Origin of the sequence: Photobacterium lipolyticum (genome assembly GCF_003026475.1) — a bacterium.
GTDB classification, from domain to species: Bacteria; Pseudomonadota; Gammaproteobacteria; order Enterobacterales; family Vibrionaceae; genus Photobacterium; species Photobacterium lipolyticum.
This window is the reverse complement of sequence record NZ_PYMC01000001.1, coordinates 243,981-266,334: the sequence shown is the minus strand read 5'-3', so window position 1 is coordinate 266,334 and position 22,354 is coordinate 243,981. Positions and strand designations below refer to the sequence as shown.

Below are 22,354 nucleotides of genomic sequence, written 5' to 3'. Positions count from 1 at the left end.
TCTGACGAGTCAATAATAGGAAAAGTTAAGAAATCAGGACTAATAGAGCCTGAAAAAATGGTCATTGCTGCCAGAATTAACATAAGTACATATTTCCCGCAGATGATGCACAATCCGATGGTATTTATTGCAGAACTTAACATGGCAACCTCACTTATTTTTTCACGATAAATTTCCCTGTGATCATCACCGATTTTACGCCTGGTGCTGACGATAAAGGTGACAGCGATCAGAGTTTGTTTAGGATTTATTCCGGTCGGGTGACCAATGTGTATAAAAAAGGTATGGGTCGTATTTTTACAATTGGTTGCACTTTTTTTGAACGATTGTGAAGAATGAGGAGAATAGAATGGTTAAAGATCGACCTGAGATAGGGGATGTTCATTCGAATATTAATAGCAATGATTCTGATTTTTCGTAAATACACCAAATTAGTCACAACATATGGAGTGAAAGGTGTGCCTATTAATTCGGAATTATGCTATATTCTCGCACCTTGCACGTATTATACCCAACGTCATAGTTATCAGACCCAATCTGAGCGGTCTCAGCTGTTTGAGAGCAATCCGAATGGTTGAAGCGGTAGGGGGCTACATCAAAGCTCTTTGAGGCAGTTATCAACCAATGACGCGCAGATAGGCGTGATAACTATGCCGTTTGGTATACGTATACGACAGAAATTACCTGAGGGATATTGGCTCAATGAGCGATCTTGCAAAAGAGATCACGCCCGTAAATATTGAAGATGAGCTGAAAGGCTCGTATCTCGACTACGCGATGTCAGTTATCGTGGGTCGTGCTCTTCCGGATGTGCGTGATGGCCTTAAGCCAGTGCACCGTCGCGTATTATTCGCGATGAATGTGCTAGGCAATGACTGGAATAAAGCTTACAAAAAATCCGCCCGTGTGGTAGGTGACGTAATCGGTAAATATCACCCGCATGGTGATAGTGCTGTATACGATACTATCGTACGTATGGCGCAACCATTCTCGCTACGCTACATGCTTGTCGATGGTCAGGGTAACTTCGGTTCCGTTGATGGCGATTCGGCGGCGGCGATGCGATATACCGAAATTCGTATGGCAAAAATAGCCCACGAACTTTTGGCTGACCTTGATAAAGAAACTGTCGACTATGTGCCGAACTATGATGGTACAGAACATATTCCGGCAGTGCTACCGACTAGGGTTCCAAACCTTTTAGTCAACGGTTCATCGGGCATTGCGGTTGGTATGGCAACAAACATACCGCCTCATAACCTGGGTGAAGTCATCAATGGCTGTTTGGCTTATATCGATAATGAAGAGATCACTATCGATCAGCTGATGGATTATATTCCAGGCCCTGACTTCCCGACTGCGGCACTGATCAATGGTCGAAAAGGTATCATTGATGCCTACCATACTGGTCGCGGTAAAGTTTACATGCGTGCTAAAGCTGATATTGAAGTTGAGAAAAATGGTCGAGAAACCATTATTGTCACTGAGATCCCATATCAGGTGAACAAAGCACGTTTGATCGAAAAGATCGCTGAGCTAGTTAAAGATAAAAAAGTTGAAGGCATCAGTGCATTACGTGATGAGTCTGATAAAGACGGTATGCGCATTGTTGTTGAATGTAAGCGTGATGCTGTCGGTGAAGTTATTCTTAATAACCTTTATTCACAAACTCAGCTGCAAACGACATTCGGTATTAACATGGTTGCACTTGACCATGGCCAGCCGAAGCTATTCAACTTAAAAGAGATGCTGAAGTGCTTCGTGAATCACCGCCGTGAAGTGGTGACACGTCGTACAATTTTCGAATTGCGTAAAGCGCGTGAGCGTGCGCACCTTCTTGAAGGTCTGGCCATTGCACTGGTTAACATCGATCAAATTATCGAGTTGATCCGTAATGCGCCAACACCACAAGTTGCGCGTGAAGGGCTTCTGGCTCGTCCATGGCAGCTAGGTGATGTTGCTGCAATGCTTGAGCGTGCTGGTGTTGATGCCGCACGTCCTGAATGGTTAGCGCCTGAGTTTGGTATTCATGGCGGTCAGTACTTCCTGACAGAGCCACAAGCACAAGCAATTCTTGAGCTTCGTCTGCACCGCTTAACTGGTCTGGAACACGAGAAGATCCTTGAAGAATACAAAGGTCTTCTTGATATCATCGAAGAATTACTACTGATCCTTGGTAGCCCTGAGCGCCTGATGGAAGTAATTCGCGAAGAACTTTTTGCCGTTAAAGAGCAGTTTAACGATGAACGTCGTACTGAAATTACTGCTGCGAGCCATGATATCGATCTTGAGGATCTGATCACTCAGGAAGATGTTGTTGTTACGCTTTCTCATGAAGGTTATGTGAAGTACCAGATTCTGAGCGACTACGAAGCTCAGCGTCGTGGCGGTAAAGGTAAAGCGGCAACGCGCATGAAGGAAGAAGACTTCATCGAGCGTCTGCTGGTGGCCAATACTCACGATACTATCTTGTGCTTCTCTAGCCGTGGTCGTATGTACTGGCTGAAAGTGTACCAGTTACCATTAGCGAGCCGTACTGCTCGTGGTAAGCCAATCGTGAACATTCTTCCGTTGGAAGAAGGTGAGCGCATTACTGCGATCCTGCCCGTACGCGAGTACGAAGAAGATAAGTTTGTCTTCATGGCAACCGCTGACGGTACTGTGAAGAAGACACCTCTGACTGATTTCAGCCGCCCTCGTAGCGCTGGTATCATTGCAGTGAACCTGCGTGAAGGAGATTCGCTGATTGGTGTCGACGTCACTGATGGCACACGCGATATCATGCTATTCTCTTCTTACGGTAAAGTGGTTCGATTCTACGAAAGTCCTGTCATTGACGAAGACGGCAATGCGAAAGGCGGTGTTCGTGGTATGGGACGTACTGCAGCTGGTGTTCGTGGTATTAAGCTGGCTGAAGGTGACAAAGTTGTATCATTGATTGTTCCACACAACGAAGGTGATGTACTGACAGTAACTGAAAATGGTTACGGTAAGCGTACTTCACTAGAAGAATACCCAGCGAAGAGCCGTGCGACACAAGGTGTTGTATCTATAAAGGTTTCTGATCGTAACGGTAAAGTTGTTGGTGCAGTTCAGGCTGAAGATGGCGATGAGTTCATGATGATCACCAATGGTGGTACATTAGTACGAACTCGTGTTTCTGAAGTAAGCCGTGTTGGTCGTAACACTCAAGGTGTGACGCTAATTCGTACTGCTGACGAAGAACTTGTTGTTGGTCTTCAGCGTATTGATGAGCCAGAAGAAGTTGAACTGGATGAAGACGCTATCGTAGATGGTGAAATTGCAGTCGACGGTGAGCAGGCTACGGATACAGAAGCAACGCAACAACCAGAAGCGGATTCAGAGCAAGACGCATCAACTGACGAAGACTAATCGTTAGTTTGCTATGCTGATAAAAGCGCAACCCACGGGTTGCGCTTTTTTATACCTGAAAAAGCGGAAACAGCCGATGATGACAATGACTACAGCCGAGTCGATCTTTTTTCTATAAATAGTTGCCTCAAGGGGTTTCCAGATCCGCGATAAAGGTGTAAAAAATGATATAAGTTGATCCTTGTCACTGCTCGTTGTCTCAACGGTTTGTGATAAGAAATATAAATATCCCCCCAATTGCACTGCAGGAGCACGTTTTTCATCATGGAAAAAGTCTATAACTTTTGCGCTGGCCCAGCGATGATCCCAGCGGAAGTTTTAAAAAAGGTTCAGGAAGAACTCGTTAACTGGAATGGCTTAGGAACATCGGTGATGGAAATCAGCCACCGTAGCAAAGAGTTTCTTGCTGTTGCGCAGCAATCGGAAAAAGATCTGCGTGAGCTATTAGCGATTCCTGCCAACTATCATGTTCTTTTCTGTCATGGCGGTGCTCGTGGTCAGTTTGCCGCAGTACCAATGAATTTATTGGGTGATGCACAAACGGCCGACTATATGGATGGCGGTTATTGGGCACACAGTGCGATTGCTGAAGCGAAGAAATATTGTGAGCCCAATGCGGTGGATATCACATGTGAGCGTGATGGTAAAAAGGCGATTCTGCCCGCAAGTGAGTGGCCACTTTCTGATGATGCACCTTTTGTCCATTTCTGCCCGAATGAGACGATTGACGGCATTGAAATCCGTGATTTACCAGATACGGACAAACCCATCGTTGCAGATATGTCCTCAACGATTTTGTCTCGCCCTATCGATGTGTCGAAGTATGGTGTTATTTATGCGGGGGCACAGAAGAATGTTGGTCCTGCAGGTTTAACCATTGTGATAGTTCGCGACGATTTACTGGGTAAAGCGAAGCAAGTGATCCCAAGCATCTTTGATTATAAAGTACTGTTCGACAAAGAGTCGATGTTCAATACACCGCCGACATTTGCCTGGTATCTGGCAGGTGAAGTGTTTAAGTGGCTGAAAGATCTCGGTGGCTTGGAAGCGATGCAAAAAAGGAATGAAGCAAAAGCGAATTTGCTATATGACTTTATTGATAGCTCAGACTTCTATAAGAATAATGTCCACCCGGATAACCGTTCATTGATGAATGTACCGTTCCAGTTAAAGACTCCGGAACTTGATGGAAAATTCTTGGAGCAAGCTGATGCTGCGGGTTTGAAAGCGCTGCAAGGACACCGTGTTGTCGGCGGTATGCGTGCATCGATTTACAACGCCATGCCGATTGAAGGCGTGCAGGCTCTGGTTGACTTTATGCAGCAGTTTGAGCAGACAAATGCTTGATCATACTTGAATATGAAAAACCGCCATTTGGCGGTTTTTTTATTTATTTATGCAGAATTTTTTCGTCAGATAACAGCGAATAGATTGTTCGCTGGCATCAAAATGCGGGTAGGGTAGACTGTTAGGATCGACCCACTGCCAGCCCTCACATTTGTCGGGCTCTTTTAATTCCGGCTCACCGTTGAAATCGGTCACAAGGAGCGCAACGCTGATGTAATGCTTGCCTGATTCCCGGTAAGTCACGAGGTTATTCGTCACAGCAATAACTTCTGGGTTATAAATGGTAATCCCCGTTTCTTCCGCCATCTCCCGAATGGCACATTCAGAGAAAGTTTCGCCAATTTCCAGGTGACCGCCCGGTATTGAATAATATGGTGCATGGCTGTTCTTTCGTTTGCCAATAAGGATCTTACCGCTGTCATTTACAACGATGATGCCAATGCCGACCTTGGGCGTTACTGAACTCACGTTTGATCCCTTATTTGATGATTGAAATTTGATACAGCAGTTGCCTGACACTATTGATAAATTTATCTGGTTTAGGGTATCTGCTGGTGTGACCAAAATCTATAAGGGTTTATACCCAAATACCTTCAAGGTACAGAGTTCAGTGAGAATTCAGTGGCATTTAGGCAAAACAGCCATATGCTATTTGGATTAAAAAAGGTACTAGCGAACTGAGGCATTATTCGCTAATCTGCAGGAACGCCCAAAATACAGGATTGAATAAATAACAGATGGAAAGTTTAACGTTACAGCCGATAAAGAAGGTCAATGGGGAAGTGAATTTACCTGGTTCGAAGAGTGTTTCTAACCGCGCACTATTATTGGCAGCGTTAGCGCAAGGTAATACTCGCCTCACCAATTTGTTAGACAGTGATGATATCCGCCATATGCTGAATGCACTAAAACAGCTGGGTGTGAACTATCAATTATCGGCTGACAAAACCGTATGTGAAGTGGAAGGATTGGGCTCAGCATTTCAAGCGGAAAAAGCTCTCGAATTATATTTGGGCAATGCCGGAACGGCTATGCGTCCTTTAGCTGCAGCATTATGCTTAGCGGATGGCGAGTTTGTACTGACGGGTGAGCCCCGCATGAAAGAGCGTCCAATCGGACACCTTGTTGATGCATTACGCACTGCGGGCGCAGATGTGACTTATCTGGAAAATGAAAATTACCCGCCGCTGAAAATTATAGGTACAGGTCTGCAAGGTGGTGAGGTTGAAATAGATGGCTCGATTTCTAGCCAGTTTTTAACAGCATTTTTGATGGCGGCACCACTGGCTAAATCAGAGACGGTTATCCGTATTAAAGGCGACTTGGTTTCAAAACCTTATATTGATATTACCTTGCATATTATGGCGCAGTTCGGTGTTACCGTCGAAAACCGGGATTATCAGGAATTTGTCGTTGCTGCCGGTCAGACTTATCAGGCTCCTGGCGAATTTCTGGTCGAAGGGGATGCGTCGTCAGCGTCTTATTTCTTAGCCGCTGCGGCGATAAAAGGCGGCGAAATCAAAGTAACGGGCATAGGCAAGCAAAGCATTCAGGGTGATGTACAGTTTGCTGATGCGCTTGCCGCTATGGGCGCTGAGATTGAATGGGGCGATGACTTCGTGATTGCCCGTCGTGGTGAATTGAAAGCTATTGATATGGACTTTAACCACATTCCTGATGCGGCAATGACGATTGCCATCGCGGCACTTTTTGCTGAGGGCACAACCTCTATCCGCAATGTTTATAACTGGCGTGTGAAAGAGACGGATCGTTTGGCTGCCATGGCAACAGAGTTGCGTAAAGTGGGTGCTGAAGTTGAAGAGGGCGATGACTACATTACGATTACGCCACCGGCGCAACTTAAACATGCAGCCATCGATACTTATGATGACCATCGCATGGCGATGTGTTTTTCATTAGTGGCCCTGAGTGATACGCCTGTGACTATCAATGATCCTAAATGTACCTCGAAAACCTTCCCTGACTATTTCGACAAGTTAGCCATGTTGAGTCAGCCCGCATAACGGCTGACAGTCTTTAGCTTGCAGAGAAAGCCCGTACTCGTAGCTACGGGCTTTTTATTTGCAAGGGCTTATTTCAAAAAAAGAACTGATTGGCTCATTTATGTTTTTAGGTGTAACTTTGTTATTTCTCACGTATAATATGCCCCCGTTTGATAGGCAGTTATTCTGCTTAACGAAATGATTGTTGTAACAATTTCGGAGAAAACCTATGTCTACTCACGCTCCAGTTATCACTGTTGACGGTCCAAGTGGTGCCGGTAAGGGTACGCTATGTATGCTGTTAGCAGAAAAGCTGGGCTGGAATTTACTCGATTCTGGTGCGATTTACCGCGTATTGGCACTGGCTGCCATTCATCACGGTGTTGATATTGCGTCAGAAGACGCCTTGGTTCCGCTTGCAGCGCATTTAGATGTCCAGTTTATCGCTGAAGGTGAACTGGTGAAGGTTATTCTGGAAGGTGAAGACGTATCGAACACGCTTCGTACAGAAGACGTGGGGAATACCGCGTCAAAAGTGGCTGCGTTACCGCGCGTACGAGAAGCCTTACTTCGTCGCCAGCGTGCCTTTAGTCATGCTCCCGGTCTGGTGGCTGACGGACGCGATATGGGTACGGTGGTATTTCCGAGCGCAGAAGTGAAATTCTTTCTTGACGCGAGCGCAGAAGAGCGCGCTAACCGCCGTATGAATCAGTTGCAACAAAAGGGCTTAGATGTTAACTTTGACAGCCTTTTAAGTGAAATTCAGGAACGTGACGACCGCGATCGTAATCGTTCGGTGGCTCCGTTACGTCCCGCAGGCGACGCTTTGGTGCTAGACTCTACTGATATGTCAATAGAGCAAGTGACGGCACAAGCGTTGGCTTATATTGAACAGAAATTAGATACAAAATCATTATTTGCTGAGTGATCAGCGATGCTGTCGGTTTCATGGAAGAAAACTGACATTACTTTCAACCCCATGCGGTAGGATACCCATGGTTGTTTATCATATTGAAGATTAATTAAATGACTGAATCTTTTGCTTTACTCTTTGAAGAGTCTCTAAACGAAATCGAAACTCGCCCGGGTGCGATCGTTAAAGGTACCGTAATCGGTATCGAGAACGGTTACGTACTTGTTGATGCGGGCCTTAAGTCTGAGTCTTCTATTCCAGTTGAAGAATTCAAAAACGCTGCTGGCGAACTTGAAATCGAAATTGGTGCAGAAATCGACGTAGCACTTGACGCAATCGAAGATGGTTTCGGTGAGACTAAACTTTCTCGTGAGAAAGCTAAGCGTCATGAAGCTTGGATCCAGCTTGAAAAAGCTTACGAAGAAGCTGAAACAGTTGTTGGTATCATCAACGGTAAAGTTAAGGGCGGCTTCACAGTTGAACTTAACGGTATCCGTGCGTTCCTTCCTGGTTCACTAGTTGACGTACGTCCAGTTCGTGACACTGCTCACCTGGAAAACAAAGAGCTAGAGTTCAAAGTAATCAAGCTTGACCAGAAGCGCAACAACGTTGTTGTTTCTCGCCGCGCAGTTATCGAATCTGAAAACAGCGTTGAGCGTGACGAGCTACTTGCATCTCTACAAGAAGGCATGGAAGTTAAAGGTATCGTTAAGAACCTTACTGACTACGGCGCATTTGTTGATCTTGGCGGTGTTGACGGTCTTCTACACATTACTGATATGGCTTGGAAACGCGTTAAGCACCCAAGCGAAATCGTTAATGTTGGCGACGAAATCAACGTTAAAGTTCTTAAGTTCGACCGTGAGCGTACTCGCGTATCACTAGGTCTTAAGCAACTTGGCGAAGATCCATGGGTAGCAATCGCTAAGCGTTACCCAGAAAGCACTAAGCTTACTGGCCGTGTAACTAACCTAACTGACTACGGCTGCTTCGTTGAAATCGAAGAAGGCGTTGAAGGCCTAGTACACGTTTCTGAAATGGATTGGACTAACAAAAACATCCACCCATCGAAAGTTGTTAACGTTGGCGACGAAGTTGAAGTTATGGTTCTTGATATCGACGAAGAACGTCGTCGTATCAGCCTAGGTCTTAAGCAGTGTAAAGCTAACCCATGGCAGTCATTTGCAGAAATGCAAGCTAAGGGCGACCAAGTAACTGGTAAGATCAAGTCTATCACTGACTTTGGTATCTTCATCGGTCTTGAAGGCGGCATCGACGGTCTTGTTCACCTATCTGACATTTCTTGGAATGTTTCTGGTGAAGACGCAGTTCGTGACTTCAAGAAAGGCGACGAAATCTCTGCAGTTGTTCTAGCAGTTGACGCAGAGCGTGAGCGTATCTCTCTAGGCGTTAAGCAGATCGAAGAAGACCCATTCAACGGTTACGTTGCAGTAACTAAGAAAGGCGCTCTTGTAAACGGTACTGTTACTGCAGTTGACGCTAAAGGCGCAACAGTAGAACTAGCTGAAGGTGTTGAAGGTTACCTACGTGCTTCTGAAGCATCAGTTGACCGTGTTGAAGACGCAACTCTAGTTCTTTCTGTAGGCGACGCTGTTGAAGCGAAGTTCACAGGTGTTGACCGTAAGAACCGCGTAATCAACCTATCTGTTCGTGCTAAAGATGTTGCTGAAGAGCAAGAAGCAATGGCAAGCCTAAACAAGCAAGAAGATGCTTCTTTCGGTAGCGCTATGGCTGACGCTTTCAAAGCGGCTAAAGGCGAATAATTGGGCACAGGGGGAAGCATTTTCCCCCTGAGCGGTTATACTATTGAGAAACATACTAAAAACGGAGTGTTTATGACAAAGTCTGAGCTAATTGAAAGACTATGTAGTCAACAAACACATCTTTCTGCCAAACAGGTAGAAGATGCAATCAAGGAAATCCTTGAGCACATGGCGGGCACCCTCGCAGAAGGTGATCGTATTGAAATCCGTGGCTTTGGTAGCTTCTCTTTACATTACCGTGCTCCTCGTGTAGGTCGTAACCCTAAAACAGGTGACAAAGTTGAGTTGGATGGCAAGTACGTTCCTCACTTTAAACCTGGTAAGGAATTACGCGACCGTGTTAACGCAGCGGTTGCTGGTTAATAGCGAATAGAACAAAAAAACGGCATGCTGTGTAGTATGCCGTTTTTTTATGTCTATTGATCATGGTCTGACGAGTGAAAATCTTGCATAATCAACCCATCAAATTTTTGATCTAGTGAGAGGATTCACGATGAAGATAATCAGCATTCTTATTCTAGTGGTTTGCTTTTTGATCACGCTGGCACTCGGGGCTCAGAACCAGGAGTTGGTAAATTTTAATTATCTGGTTGCTCAAGGTGAGTTCCAGATGTCGACCTTATTGGGAATTGCATTTGGCTCGGGCTTTACTATAGGCTGGCTAATTTGTGGCATGCTATATTTAAAGGCGCGCTTTTCTCGTAACCGCCTGAATAAGAAAGTCGTAAAACAGCAAAAAGAATTGGATCAGCTTCGTGCCGAGCCTGTTAAGGAATAAGATTTAATGCTAGAGCTGTTGTTCCTGTTACTTCCTATCGCCGCCGCCTATGGCTGGTATATGGGTAACAGGAGCGCTCAAAATGAACGTCAAGAGCAGTCTCATCACCTGTCACGTCAATATGTAACGGGTTTAAACCTGTTGTTATCTGATCAGTCAGATAAAGCAGTCGATCTCTTTATTGAGTTGCTTCAGGTCGATAGTGAAACCATTGATACTCACCTTGCTTTGGGTAATCTCTTTCGAAGCAGGGGTGAGGTTGATCGCGCAATTCGCATTCACCAAAACCTTATTGCCCGACCTAATCTTACCATTGACCAACGTAACCTCGCGTTGCAGCAGTTGGCAAAAGACTATATGGCTGCTGGTTTTCTTGATCGCGCAGAAAAAATCTTTGAACAGTTACTTGACGAGCCCGATCACCGTAAAGGTGCGCTGCAGCAATTGTTGTCTATCTATCAGCAAACGCGTGAGTGGGAAAAAGCCATCGAGATGGCGAATCAGCTCGTTAAAATCGGCAAGCCAAAACTTAAGCATGATATTGCCCATTATTGGTGCGAAATTGCGATGATAGAGATGGGCGCTCAGAACCATGATAAGGCAAAGCAATGTTTGAAAAAGGCTTTGTCTGCTGATAAGAGCTGTGTACGGGCTTCTATCACAATGGCACGTATCTTGATAAAAAATGGTGAATACAAAACCGCTGCGAAACAGCTGGAACGCGTGGCGGAGCAGGAAATCGATTTTGCTGGCGAGGCCCTGCCGCTTCTTCTTGAATGTTATGAAGCAACAAATAATGAAACAGGATGGCTGAAGTACTTACAGCATTGTGTTGAAATGAAAGCCGGATCAACTGCGGAGTTAATGCTTGCTGATGAAATATATAAACGCGAAGGCGCTGTTATGGCCCAAACGTTTATGACTCGGCAGTTGTCAAAAAACCCGACAATGAAAGGTTTCTATCAGTTGATGGATTACCATCTTGATGAAGCCGAAGAAGGGCGGGCAAAAGAAAGTTTAACCACGTTACGAGGCCTGGTGGGTGAGCAGCTTAAAATGAAGCCACATTACCGTTGTCGTAAATGTGGGTTTGCCACCCACTCTTTATACTGGCAATGTCCATCGTGTAAAGGCTGGGGGGCGGTTAAGCCGATTCGTGGCTTGGATGGTGAGTAATACCGTTTGGTATCTTACTGACTATTAAATTAGGTAATTTGAGAAAGGGCTTCGCTTATGGTGAGCCCTTTTCTTTAAGCTGCCTTGCCAACAATGAATTAGAAAGACGAAGTCTAAGCAGGAGATTTAATGTTAGACCCAAAAGTGATTGTCGCACTCGACTACCCGAACCAAGATGAAGCTTTGGCTTTTGTAGACCGTATTGCACCGGGAAGTTGTCGTCTTAAAGTCGGCAAAGAAATGTTTACTTTATATGGCCCTGACTTTGTGCGTAAACTGCATGAACGGGGCCATTCAGTATTTCTTGATTTAAAATTTCACGATATTCCCAATACGTGTTCGCGTGCCGTGGCTGCTGCTGCTGAATTAGGTGTCTGGATGGTGAATGTTCACGCCAGTGGTGGTGAGCGCATGATGACGGCGTCGCGTGAAATTCTTGAACCTTATGGCAAAGACCGCCCATTGTTGATTGCTGTGACGGTACTGACAAGCATGGAAGCATCAGATTTGACAGGTATTGGTATTTCGCGTCAGCCACAAGAGCAGGTATTAAGCTTGGCTAGACTGACTAAAAATAGTGGCCTCGATGGTGTTGTGTGCTCTGCGCAGGAAGCAAGTATGCTTAAAGCTGAGCTAGGTAAAGAGTTTAAATTGGTAACGCCTGGTATTCGTCCGGCTGGTAGCGCTGCGGGTGATCAACGCCGCGTAATGACACCGGTTGAAGCGATTAAGGCGGGTTCAGATTATTTGGTAATCGGCCGTCCAATTACTCAAGCTGCGGATCCTGCGGCAGTACTGGCAGAGATCAACAAGTCACTCGTCTAACTGATTTAGTGAAAAAAGCAAACGTTTGACTTACCCCGCACTAGCGGGGTTTTTTAGTGATTTTTACCGTAATTTCTTCTTAGTCACATACACTTATATTTGTATATATGACATCAGGGAAGTGCCATGGACCAGCCATTTGATACCTCTTCGCCTTTCTTGGGCCTGATAATCTCGCTGCTGCTAGGTGCCATTATTGGTACTCAGCGTGGCTGGGTATATCGCAATGAAGCTGCGGGTTCGCGTGTCGCCGGGATAAGAACTTACGCATTGATTGGTTTGATGGGGGGAATTTCAGGACTGTTAGCGCTGACATTTTCTGAATTGATTTTTGCTTTCTCACTGATCGCTTTGGCGGTTGTTATTGCTGTTTCCTATGTCTATAGCCAGAACGTGAAAGCTGATCTGAGTATTACTGGTCTGATTGGCATGCTCATCACCTTTATGCTGGGCTCATTGGCGGTTGTAGGTGAGCCTGTCATTGCAGCTTCGGCAGCTGTGATCACAGCCCTTATTCTGGATAACAAAAAAGAACTCCATGATGCCCTGAAAAAACTGCAGGCATATGAATTGGATGCGACTTTGCGGTTTCTGCTGATTTCAGTTGTCATGTTACCACTTTTGCCAAATCAGGGGTTCGGCCCCTGGCAGGCGATTAATCCCTATGAGATCTGGTGGATGGTGGTCTTGATTGCGGGCATTTCATTTGTCGGTTATTTTGCAATCAAAATTAGCGGGCCGGAAAAAGGTATTTTGTTTACCTGCCTCTTCGCCGGATTGAGTTCGTCGACCGCATTAACGATACAATTTTCTAATTTGTCAAAAAAACAGTCGCACTTGAGCGGGCTTTTAGCCAGCGGGATACTGATCAGTTGCGGTACCATGTTTCCGCGAATTCTGTTTGTTTGTTCGGTTGTAAACAGACAGCTGGTGGAATTATTGTGGTTGCCGATGTTATTGATGATGGCTAGCTTTTATTTGCCGGCGTGGTGGATTTGGCGTCACAATAAGGTTATGGGGTGTGAACAACCTCAGGTAGACCAAAATCCACTTATTCTGACATCGGCGCTATTTTTTGGCTTAGTGTTACTGCTTATTATGCTGCTATCACATGCACTGCAAGAGTGGTTTGGTAACGCCGGGGTTTTGTTGCTATCGGCCGCATCAGGGATCACCGATGTTGATGCGATTACTCTGGCATTAGGGCGACAGAGTAAAGCTGAACTCTTAATTGCAACGGCAGGTTTGGGTATTTTTATTGCGGCAGCGGTCAATAGTCTGGTTAAGATGGGAATGGCATTAACAATCGGGTCTAAAGCGCTGGGCAAGTATGTCGTGATCCCGGTGATCAGCTCGGTATTGTTAGGAGGCGGTTCGATTTGGCTGATATCCTGATCAACGCTCAACTAATACTATGGTGGAATTGGCAAATAGCTTCTCACGCACTTGTTCACTAATACCTTACGTGTACAATACCTGAAAAGTATAAATAATTGAATTATCAGTTGTGACAGGGATTCAGATGTTTAATGAAACAGCCAAAAAACAGGGCGGTTTTACGTTAATTGAATTAGTTACTGTGATCGTTATTTTAGGTGTTCTTGCTGTTACGGCTGCACCGAAATTTATGAATTTACAGAGTGATGCGAGAAAATCCACGCTATCAGGCATGAAGGGAGCGATGTCAGCTGCGATTACGCAAGTGTATGGCCTTTCTGCCCTTGCTGGAACAGATCATGAAGAATCGGCAAAACTTCTTGTTAGTGGTGAAGACGTTTCTACGGTGTATGGTTACCCCAAATCAGACTTTAAGAATGCTTGGAGCAAAATTCTGAATGCAGAGTTTGGTGAAGTGCCATATGATGACGCGACTAAACATGAATGGATGTGGCATAATCCCGGTGGAAAGGGACTCTACATTATGCCCCGGGGCTATTCAAATAAGAGCCAAAGCTGCTGGGTGATGTATTTTCATCCGGTGTCAAAAGCGACTTCAACTTATCAACTCAATTCTGAAGATTCGGGCTGCTGAGTGAGCAGCCCGATGATTTTACTTTACTCCCTGCCTAGGTACTGATCTTCGGCGTCGCGCGACTGATGCGCGTGGTTCTGTCGAGTGCCGGTGCTGCAAAGTGGCTATCGAGCAACTTCTGCGTTAACGGGTGTTGCGGGTTACTGAATACTTCTTCTGTCGGTCCTCGCTCAACCACCTCGCCATCTTGCATCACCATGATTTTATCGCTGAAGTGTTTGATCACGCCCATATGCTGGGAAACATAAATATATGACAGCCCCATCTCTTCTTGCAGCTCCAGCAACAGGTTAAGGATCTGAGAGCGCATTGACATATCCAGGCCGTTTAAGGCTTCATCGGCCACAATGATGCAAGGCTGAAGGATCAATGCGCGAGCCAGTGAGACACGCTGTTTCTGGCCTGTCGCCAGCATTTGCGGGTAAAAGTAGGCATGTTCGGGTAATAGACCGACACGTTTGAGGGTTTGCATAATACGGCGCTCACGCTCTTGCGGCGTCATATTGGTGTTTCGTTTCAGTGGGCCTTCCAGAATACGACCGATCTGAATTCGTGGGTTCAGCGCCGTATTCGGATCTTGAAAAATCATCCGGATGAGTTTGCAGCGGGTCTTAAAATCTTTCGGCTCGAGTACCTCACCGTTTACCCTAATAATCCCATCGGTCGGCTCTACTACACCAGCGAGCATTTTGGCCAATGTTGACTTACCTGAGCCGTTTTCACCCATGAAAGCGATAGTTTCACCAGCATCGAGAGAAAAAGAAACGGGTTTTACGGCTTCAATCGTACGGCGGCGAAATAGCCCGGAGCGGTAATGATAATCTTTTTTCAGATTTTCGACTTCGAGGAGTGCACTCATTTCTTTGTTTCCTCCATATTTAGCGGGAAGTGGCAGCTAAACTTATGGCTTTTGATTTTCTGTCGTTTAGGCACCTCAACACATTTACGCTGAGCATGCGGACAGCGCGGTCCGAGTCGACAGCCAATTGGTAAGTGTTGCAGTGGAGGAATTGAGCCAGGTAAGGTTTCTAGCTTACTTTTGTGGGCGATATTCAAGCTAAAATCAGGCATCGCCCGTAATAATGCCTCAGTGTAAGGATGGTGGGGCGATTCAAGTAATTGCTTACGACTACCAGACTCAACCGATTGCCCGCAATACATTACCGTTATACGGTCGGCCCATTGGGTAACCGTAGTTAAATCATGGCTGACTAACAGAATGGTCGTATTACTCAGCTGATTCATGCGACTTAGCAAACGGAAGATCTGAGCCTGAGTGATTGGATCCAGATCATTGGTGGGCTCATCGGCAATGAGCAGGCGAGGGCGGTTGGCGATAGCCATCGCAATCATCACTTTCTGACATTCGCCATCGGTCAGCTCATAAGGGTAACTATTCATGACCCGTTTATGATCTTTGATCCCCACTTTGTGCAATAGAGCAATGGCCTGTTTTTGACGCCAGCGTAATCGATGCCACCATTTGCCCGAAAAGGATGATGACGGAATCGCTTCTTCAAGCTGTTCACCAGCCTTTTCTGACGGATCAAGGCAGGATGAGGCTTCCTGAAAGATCATCGCAATTTCGCGCCCGACGATTTTACGGCGTTCCCGTGGCGAAAGTGTGAGCAAATCGATGTCACCTAACCGCATACGGTCAGCACTGATTCGCCAGTTATCTTTGGTTACACCGGCGATTGCTTTGGCGACCAAACTTTTACCGGAGCCTGATTCACCGACTAATCCACGAATTTCACTCTCGTTAATGGTCAGGCTCATGCGATCAACCGCCTTGACCATTCCTTGAGGAGTATCAATTTCGATGGTCAGGTTTCGAATATCGAGTAATGGCATTAATCAATCCCCGCATTTAAAGCTTGGCGGAGTCCGTCTCCTACTAAGTTTACGACTAATACACTGAACGTGATTGCCAATCCTGGCAGTGTGACTGTCCACGGTGCCAGATAAATTAATTCAATTGAATCGCCAAGCATTGCTCCCCACTCTGAAGAAGGGGCTTGTGCTCCTAATCCCAGAAAGCCTAAGGCGGCAATATCTAGGATGGCTATAGAAATTGCCCGGGTTAATTCGGTGGTGACGACCGTTAATATATTGGGCAAGATCGAGTTATACAGTAGATAAAAATTATTGGCACCGTCTAAGCGCGCAGCGATGATGTAGTCTTTTTCGACTTCGTTATGTACTGCGGTATAAATCGCGCGGATAAAGCGAGGGATCAATGCCAGCCAGATAGCTAACAGGATATTGTTTTCCCCTGGCCCCATATATGCCACCACAATAATGGCGAGAAGCAGCGAGGGAATAGAGAGTACCGTGTCTAATGCATGATTAAGGATGCTTGATTTCAGGCCGCGGGTCATACCGGCCAGGACACCGATAGCAAAGCCTATTACAGCGGATGCGAAAGCGATAAGCAGCGCGTAGCCAAAAGTAAGCTGAGACCCTAGCAGTAAGCGCGTTAACATATCGCGGCCTAAATCATCAGTCCCAAAGAAGAACTCAACATGGCCTGACGGATCCCACGATGGCGGCATTAACAGTTCGCCAACTTGCTGATGAGGCAGATACGGTACCAGCCATTGGGCCGTGATGGTGACTAAAATCAGAAACAGCAAGCACCACAGGCCGAACATCGCGAGCGAATTAGCACGGAAATTTAGCCAGGAGCGCTCCCATTGGGTCGGAATTTTCTGCTCCTGGTAAACGTTACTTGATAGCATACCATTCCTTCCTTACCAGTGGGTTAACCGCTGCACCCGCAAGATCCGACAGGATATTGGCAAGCAGTGTAAAGCTCGCCACGGTAATGACCCCAGCCTGAATGGCAACGTAGTTTTGTTCAGAAATAGCATTCAGTAGCCAGCGACCTATTCCCGGCCAGTTGAAGATAGATTCAGTCAGCATGGCGAAGGTCATCATGGTTGAAAACTGCATCCCGAGTTTTGGAATTATGGGGGGAATGGCATTTTTCATACCGTGGCGCATTACAATTTCAAACATCGACAAACCTTTAGTTTGTGCCACTTTAATGAAGTTTTGGGTCATTACTTCCGAGAACGATGAGCGGGCTAAACGAATGACTTCGGTTGTCGGGGCCATGGCTAATACCAGCGTTGGCAGAATCAGATGCTCAATAACATCAAAAAGCGCATCGGCACGATAAGGTTTGTCTGACAGCAGCACATCAATAATAGCAACACCGGTAATATGATCAATCTCATACAGTAAGCTGTACCTGCCTGCGACAGGCAGCCAGCCTAAATTTAGCGAAAACAAAAAAATTAATAGCATTGCAAGCCAAAACAGGGGAATGGAATATCCCAGCAAGGTAATGGAGGAGATGACGGTATCAACGATACGACCTCGGCGTACGCCAGCCAGTGTGCCAACAGGGATACCAATCAGTAATGACAGCAGGAAAGCAAAGAAGCACAGTTCCAGTGTTGCCGGGAAGACGGCTAAGACTTCCTGAGTAATTGGTTCTCCATTGAGATTCAAGCCCAGGTTACCTGACGCCAAATTCTCTACATAGAGGATCCAGCCACTCCATAATGGTTGATTACTCCATAATGAGTTCTGGTCCAGGCGTAATATACTGAACCCGATCATCGTTAGTATGGCGAGCGTAATGATAAAGAGATTCAGGCGGCGAATGGTATAAATAAACATGTTCTACTCGCTTCGATAAACGCTTGAGAAAGAGCGAGTGCCAAACGGACTCATCTGTAATCCACCTAATGACTTATGGTGAACCTGAAAGTGCACACCATGTGCTAGTGGAATGATCGGTACTTGTTCATCCAGTACGTCCTGGGCAAGTTGGTAATAATTCAAACGCTGATCGATCTTAGTGGTACGTAAGGCAAGCTCAAGCAGGTTATCAAATCTCAGGTCACACCAATTCGCGACGTTTAAACCCGCTTGTTTGGCATTACATGATAACAACGGACGGAGGAAGTTATCCGGATCACCATTATCGGCAATCCAGCCCGTTAAAATCAGATCGAAACCGTTCGTGTCACCGATACTGATGCGATCCCGCTTTTCCTGATGCGAGACGCTGACCTGAATACCGACGGCATTAAGATCAGCCTGGATCAGCTCGGCCGTCTTTCTCGGGCTGGGGTTATAAGGGCGGGGTTCAAGAGCTACCCTCATGGTTAAATTCAGGTTTTTGTCATAGCCAGCTTCTTTCAGTAGGGCTAACGCTTGCTCCGGTGAAAAATCCAGAGGCTGGCTATTATGGTTGTAGGCCCACGACAACGGAGGTAACAGGCTTTTGGCTTTGGTGCCGGTACCGTAATACACAGAGTTCAGCAGGTTTTCACGGTTTATTGCCAAGCTGATGGCTTTTCGTACTTTTAAGTCTTGCAGCACAGGCTTGTTGTTATTGATAGCAAGAAAAGCCACATTCATCCCTGTCTGAGCCATTAATTCAAAATCCGGGTTATCAGTGATAACCGGTAACTGGCTGGCAAGCGGGGAAGACAGAACATCACACTCATGGCTTAACAGTTTGGCTAACGTGCCAGTGCCGCGAGAGGAAATATCAAATACCACCTGCTCCATTGGTGCGGCACCTTGCCAGTATCCCCAGTGGCGCTTAAGGCGGATCAAGTCATTCGGGATGTATTGATCAAGATAAAAAGGTCCGGTACCAATCGGATTCATGTCAAGCTGGTTGAGCTTACCGGCTTTAAACAGCTGCTGGCCATATTCCTGCGAATAAATGACGGCATAGCTGGTTGCGAGGTTTGATAGGAAGGAATTATCCGGCCGAATCAGAGTGAATTTTACGGTGTGTGAATCCAGCGCCTGAATATCTTCAATCAGATGACTAAAATCGAGACTTTCAAACCAAGGGTAACGGCCTCCAGACACCGTGTGAAAAGGGTGGTTGGGCTCAATCACCCGCTTGAAACTGAATATGACGTCTTGCGCGTTGAGCTGGCGGCTTGGCTTAAACCAGTCTGTAGACTGAAACTCAATCCCTTTACGCAGACTAAAAGTATACTCAAGCCCATCATCACTGATTGACCAGCTGCGAGCGAGACCTGGCAGCGGCTGGTGGCTGACGGGATCTAACAACAACAGACGATCGAAGATTTGTGCTGCCAGGGTATCGACAGTAAGTCCGCCATCGGTTAATTGTGGGTTGAACGTCGTCGGTGTGTCTTGTCCGCAATAGACAAAGCCACGGTTACGAGTATTGCTATCTTGTTGAGGTTCACTGCACCCCAGCAAACCCAAAAGGCTGAAACACGCAAGGAGCAGACGAGAATAGGCACTCATATTGAAAAGGAATTTATTGAAAACAAGTGAGTAAATTTAACATTTTCCATCACTGTCACCAAGCAATCATCCTTAATAACTGTTTATTTATAGCATTTTGGTGCTGATCATTAGTATTAATCATCAAGACTGCCACCGACTAATTGGTATTTACGCAGTAAACCCCTTAGTTGATGGTAGCTTAATCCCAACAGTTCAGCGGCTTTTCGCTGATTAAATTTAGCTTGATCCAATGCGTTACGTATAATGCCGATCTCTTGATCTTGCTGCCACTGGCGCAGGTCGACAGGAAAGCAAATATCGGTAGCTGAGCCACCCGGTAACACGGTTTCGCTCTGTTCACTATTCGCCGGTTTGGTGTGCCAAGGGGCATGAAAAGGATCAACAATGATTTCGCTAACCGGTTCATCCTCAATACTGTGACGAAACACCGAACGTTCGACCACATTCTTTAGCTCCCGAATATTACCGGGCCAGCGGTAATGAAGTAATTCATTCTTGGCATCAGATGAAAAGCCAGCGAAATAACTAAAACCTAACTCTCGACACATACGTACGGCATAATATTCAGCCAGTGGGAGAATATCTTCCTGGCGTTCACGTAATGGCGGAAGGTGAATAATATCAAACGCCAAGCGGTCAAGCAGATCGGCGCGGAACGTACCGTCTCGGGCTAATTGCGGTAAATCAGCGTTGGTTGCGCAAATTAAACGGACATTGGCCTGAAAGGTTTTACTGCCTCCCACGCGCTCATATTCGCCATATTCGATCACCCTTAATAGTTTTTCTTGCACGCCAAGAGGAGCCGTAGCTAGCTCATCAAGAAAGAGTGTTCCGTCTTCAGCTCGTTCAAATCGTCCCTGATGACGGCCTTTTGCGCCTGTAAATGCGCCAGCTTCATGGCCAAAAAGCTCAGAGTCGATGATCCCTTCGCTCAGTGCTGCGCAATTTAAGGTGATCAGCGGTTGATCCCAGCGGCGTGATAAATAATGAATACGTTGTGCAATCAGTTCTTTCCCCGTCCCTCTTTCACCAAGAATAAGAATAGGACGATCTAAAGGAGCAAGCCGGGAGGTCTGATCAAGTACAGAAAGAAACGCTTCTGATTCACCGATTAAATTATCTGCCTTACGCATGGTCAATCTCGCTAAATATTGGCGTGTGTCCCCACACAATAACAGTCTATTTACTGAACTGTAAAGCTAAGTGTATGATTTTTATTTAACAATAAACTGGCACAGTACTTGATATATTTATGGTGTGTTATTAAGTTAGTAAATAAAAAACCAGCCAGAAGCTTAAACAGCGGCGGGTTTAACTAAGGAGTTTGATTATGGGTATTTTTTCTCGCTTCGCAGACATTGTAAATGCAAATGTAAACTCATTGCTTGATAAAGCTGAAGATCCGCAGAAGATGATCCGTCTGATCATTCAGGAAATGGAAGACACACTCGTTGAAGTACGTACCACATCAGCTCGTGCTTTGGCTGATAAGAAGGAGCTGCAACGCCGTATAAATGCAATTGAAGCACAAACAGATGACTGGCAGCAAAAAGCGAGCCTGGCACTGCAAAAAGGCCGTGAAGATTTGGCCCGTGCAGCCTTGATTGAAAAGCAAAAAATCAGTGATGTGGCGCTAACACTGAATGAAGAATATAAGTTGGTTGAAGAAACCATTGATAAGCTAAGCGGTGAAGTTGCCGAGCTTGAAACTAAGCTGCAAGAAACTCGTGCTCGTCAGCAGGCGTTGGTGATGCGTCATAAAGCGGCAGGTAACCGTCGTGATGTTCGTCGTCAGCTTGATACCGGTAAAGTGGATGAAGCATTGTCGAAATTCGAGCAATACGAACGTCGTATTGATGAAGTAGAAGCAGAAGCCGACAGTTATAGCCTGGGGCGTGGCAAAAACTTAGAAGATGAGTTTGCCAACCTTCAAGCTCAGGATGAGATCGAGAAAGAACTGGCTCGAATGAAAGCGAACATTAAAGATAAAGAATAATAGCGGTGAGTTAAACGGCTACAAGAATAATCACAGCGAATAACAGACTGATTCTGCGGGAAAAAGGAGAGAACAAATGTCTATGGGTTTTATTGTTGGTCCAATTATGGTGTTCTTAATATTTGTTGCACCGCTGTGGCTTATTCTTCACTACCGCAGTAAGCGGAATGTGGGACAAGGTTTGTCTGGTGAAGATCAAGAAAAGTTACAGGCGTTAGTCTCCCGCGCAGAACAGATGCAGGACCGTATCGTGACGCTCGAGCGTATTCTTGATGCCGAAGCGCCGCAATGGAGGCAAAGGCCATGAGTAAAATCCTATATCGCGATCCGAAGAACGGCAAACTGGGTGGGGTGTGCGCAGGTCTTGCCGAATATTTCGGTGTTGAAATTTGGCTGGTGCGGATATTAACGGTATCCGCCTTTTTGTTCGGAGGTGGTTTTTTTGTTACGTTGGCTTATATTGCTGCTTGTCTGATCTTAGATAAAATGCCTGAAGAGCGTCACCAGCAGCAAAATATTTACAAAGAACATAATGTGAAACAAAAGCCGTGGCAGGCAGGAAGACCGCCAGAGCAAGTACTGGAGAGCGTGGAAGCTGAGTTGAATAGCATGGAGAAAAACTTGCGCAAAATGGAAGCGTATGTGACTTCATCGGCTTTTAAAGTGGCGCGTGAATTTAAAAACCTCTAGCGCATACGATTAAGCAACGGTGGTCGAGCAACGATGAAGTATAGAAGCAGGCTCTCGGCCTGCTTTTTGGTCTTTGGTTTGGCCTTCATTTTGCTATAAAT

Annotated in this window: 21 protein-coding genes; 14 read left to right on the top strand and 7 right to left on the bottom strand. The window is 45.9% G+C overall.

Annotated elements, in window-relative coordinates; all coding sequences use genetic code 11:
- Positions 1-702: 702 nt before the first annotated feature.
- Positions 703-3,393: a DNA topoisomerase (ATP-hydrolyzing) subunit A gene (gene gyrA, locus C9I89_RS01095; RefSeq protein ID WP_107281498.1), complete on the top strand. Its 2,691-nt coding sequence runs from the start codon at positions 703-705 to the stop codon at positions 3,391-3,393.
- Positions 3,394-3,657: 264 nt separating this feature from the next.
- Positions 3,658-4,740 carry a 3-phosphoserine/phosphohydroxythreonine transaminase gene (gene serC / locus C9I89_RS01090; RefSeq protein WP_107281497.1) on the top strand — a complete coding sequence of 361 codons (1,083 nt, stop codon included), beginning with the start codon at positions 3,658-3,660 and terminating at the stop codon, positions 4,738-4,740.
- 39 nt (positions 4,741-4,779) lie between these two features.
- Here the strand turns inward: serC and C9I89_RS01085 are convergent, their stop codons facing one another.
- On the bottom strand, positions 4,780-5,208 hold the full coding sequence (locus C9I89_RS01085) for a nucleotide triphosphate diphosphatase NUDT15 (RefSeq protein WP_107281496.1): 429 nt from the start codon (positions 5,206-5,208) through the stop codon (positions 4,780-4,782).
- Positions 5,209-5,477: 269 nt separating this feature from the next.
- On the opposite strand from C9I89_RS01085, the gene aroA reads away from it, so the two are divergent.
- From aroA to C9I89_RS22905, 9 genes are all read left to right on the top strand, one after another.
- Complete coding sequence (gene aroA / locus C9I89_RS01080; RefSeq protein WP_107281495.1) at positions 5,478-6,764, top strand: 3-phosphoshikimate 1-carboxyvinyltransferase; 1,287 nt, start codon at positions 5,478-5,480, stop codon at positions 6,762-6,764.
- Positions 6,765-6,972: 208 nt separating this feature from the next.
- Positions 6,973-7,671, top strand: a complete 699-nt coding sequence (cmk, locus tag C9I89_RS01075; protein WP_107281494.1) for a (d)CMP kinase — start codon at positions 6,973-6,975, stop codon at positions 7,669-7,671.
- Positions 7,672-7,769: 98 nt separating this feature from the next.
- Positions 7,770-9,440 carry a 30S ribosomal protein S1 gene (gene rpsA, locus C9I89_RS01070; protein ID WP_107281493.1) on the top strand — a complete coding sequence of 557 codons (1,671 nt, stop codon included), beginning with the start codon at positions 7,770-7,772 and terminating at the stop codon, positions 9,438-9,440.
- A 72-nt stretch (positions 9,441-9,512) separates the two neighbouring features.
- A complete protein-coding gene (gene ihfB / locus C9I89_RS01065) occupies positions 9,513-9,803 on the top strand; it encodes an integration host factor subunit beta (protein WP_107281492.1) in 291 nt (96 codons plus the stop codon).
- A gap of 130 nt (positions 9,804-9,933) precedes the next feature.
- Complete coding sequence (locus C9I89_RS01060) at positions 9,934-10,218, top strand: LapA family protein (protein ID WP_107281491.1); 285 nt, start codon at positions 9,934-9,936, stop codon at positions 10,216-10,218.
- A 6-nt stretch (positions 10,219-10,224) separates the two neighbouring features.
- On the top strand, positions 10,225-11,394 hold the full coding sequence (lapB, locus tag C9I89_RS01055; RefSeq protein ID WP_107281490.1) for a lipopolysaccharide assembly protein LapB: 1,170 nt from the start codon (positions 10,225-10,227) through the stop codon (positions 11,392-11,394).
- Positions 11,395-11,523: 129 nt separating this feature from the next.
- Complete coding sequence (gene pyrF, locus C9I89_RS01050) at positions 11,524-12,219, top strand: orotidine-5'-phosphate decarboxylase (protein WP_107281489.1); 696 nt, start codon at positions 11,524-11,526, stop codon at positions 12,217-12,219.
- Positions 12,220-12,345: 126 nt separating this feature from the next.
- Positions 12,346-13,614 (top strand): MgtC/SapB family protein, encoded by a 1,269-nt coding sequence (locus tag C9I89_RS01045; protein ID WP_107281488.1) that lies wholly within the window; start codon positions 12,346-12,348, stop codon positions 13,612-13,614.
- Between the two features lie 127 nt (positions 13,615-13,741).
- Complete coding sequence (locus C9I89_RS22905; RefSeq protein ID WP_107281487.1) at positions 13,742-14,251, top strand: type II secretion system protein; 510 nt, start codon at positions 13,742-13,744, stop codon at positions 14,249-14,251.
- Positions 14,252-14,285: 34 nt separating this feature from the next.
- Here C9I89_RS22905 and C9I89_RS01035 read toward each other — a convergent pair whose 3' ends face one another.
- The 6 genes from C9I89_RS01035 to pspF form a co-directional block, all read right to left on the bottom strand.
- Entirely contained in the window at positions 14,286-15,110 is an 825-nt protein-coding gene (locus C9I89_RS01035) for a peptide ABC transporter ATP-binding protein (protein WP_107281486.1), read from the bottom strand.
- Positions 15,107-16,105, bottom strand: coding sequence for a peptide ABC transporter ATP-binding protein (locus C9I89_RS01030; protein WP_107281485.1), 999 nt, complete (start codon positions 16,103-16,105; stop codon positions 15,107-15,109). Before C9I89_RS01030 ends, C9I89_RS01035 begins: the two co-directional genes overlap by 4 nt.
- Positions 16,105-16,992 (bottom strand): putrescine export ABC transporter permease SapC, encoded by an 888-nt coding sequence (gene sapC / locus C9I89_RS01025; protein ID WP_107281484.1) that lies wholly within the window; start codon positions 16,990-16,992, stop codon positions 16,105-16,107. Before sapC ends, C9I89_RS01030 begins: the two co-directional genes overlap by 1 nt.
- The gene (locus C9I89_RS01020) at positions 16,979-17,941 is read right to left on the bottom strand and encodes an ABC transporter permease (RefSeq protein ID WP_107281483.1); all 963 of its coding nucleotides are present in this window, start codon (positions 17,939-17,941) and stop codon (positions 16,979-16,981) included. The genes sapC and C9I89_RS01020 overlap by 14 nt, the downstream gene beginning before the upstream one ends.
- A 3-nt stretch (positions 17,942-17,944) precedes the next feature.
- A complete protein-coding gene (gene sapA, locus C9I89_RS01015; RefSeq protein WP_107281482.1) occupies positions 17,945-19,564 on the bottom strand; it encodes an ABC transporter substrate-binding protein SapA in 1,620 nt (539 codons plus the stop codon).
- 116 nt (positions 19,565-19,680) lie between these two features.
- Positions 19,681-20,700 carry a phage shock protein operon transcriptional activator gene (gene pspF / locus C9I89_RS01010; protein ID WP_107281481.1) on the bottom strand — a complete coding sequence of 340 codons (1,020 nt, stop codon included), beginning with the start codon at positions 20,698-20,700 and terminating at the stop codon, positions 19,681-19,683.
- A gap of 197 nt (positions 20,701-20,897) precedes the next feature.
- Here pspF and pspA point away from each other — a divergent pair, with 197 nt between their 5' ends.
- The 3 genes from pspA to pspC all read left to right on the top strand — a co-directional run bounded on the left by pspA (position 20,898) and on the right by pspC (position 22,253).
- Positions 20,898-21,563 (top strand): phage shock protein PspA, encoded by a 666-nt coding sequence (pspA, locus tag C9I89_RS01005; RefSeq protein ID WP_107281480.1) that lies wholly within the window; start codon positions 20,898-20,900, stop codon positions 21,561-21,563.
- Between the two features lie 76 nt (positions 21,564-21,639).
- Positions 21,640-21,870, top strand: coding sequence for an envelope stress response membrane protein PspB (gene pspB, locus C9I89_RS01000; RefSeq protein ID WP_107281479.1), 231 nt, complete (start codon positions 21,640-21,642; stop codon positions 21,868-21,870).
- Positions 21,867-22,253 (top strand): envelope stress response membrane protein PspC, encoded by a 387-nt coding sequence (gene pspC, locus C9I89_RS00995; RefSeq protein ID WP_107281478.1) that lies wholly within the window; start codon positions 21,867-21,869, stop codon positions 22,251-22,253. Before pspB ends, pspC begins: the two co-directional genes overlap by 4 nt.
- Positions 22,254-22,354 lie beyond the last annotated feature (101 nt).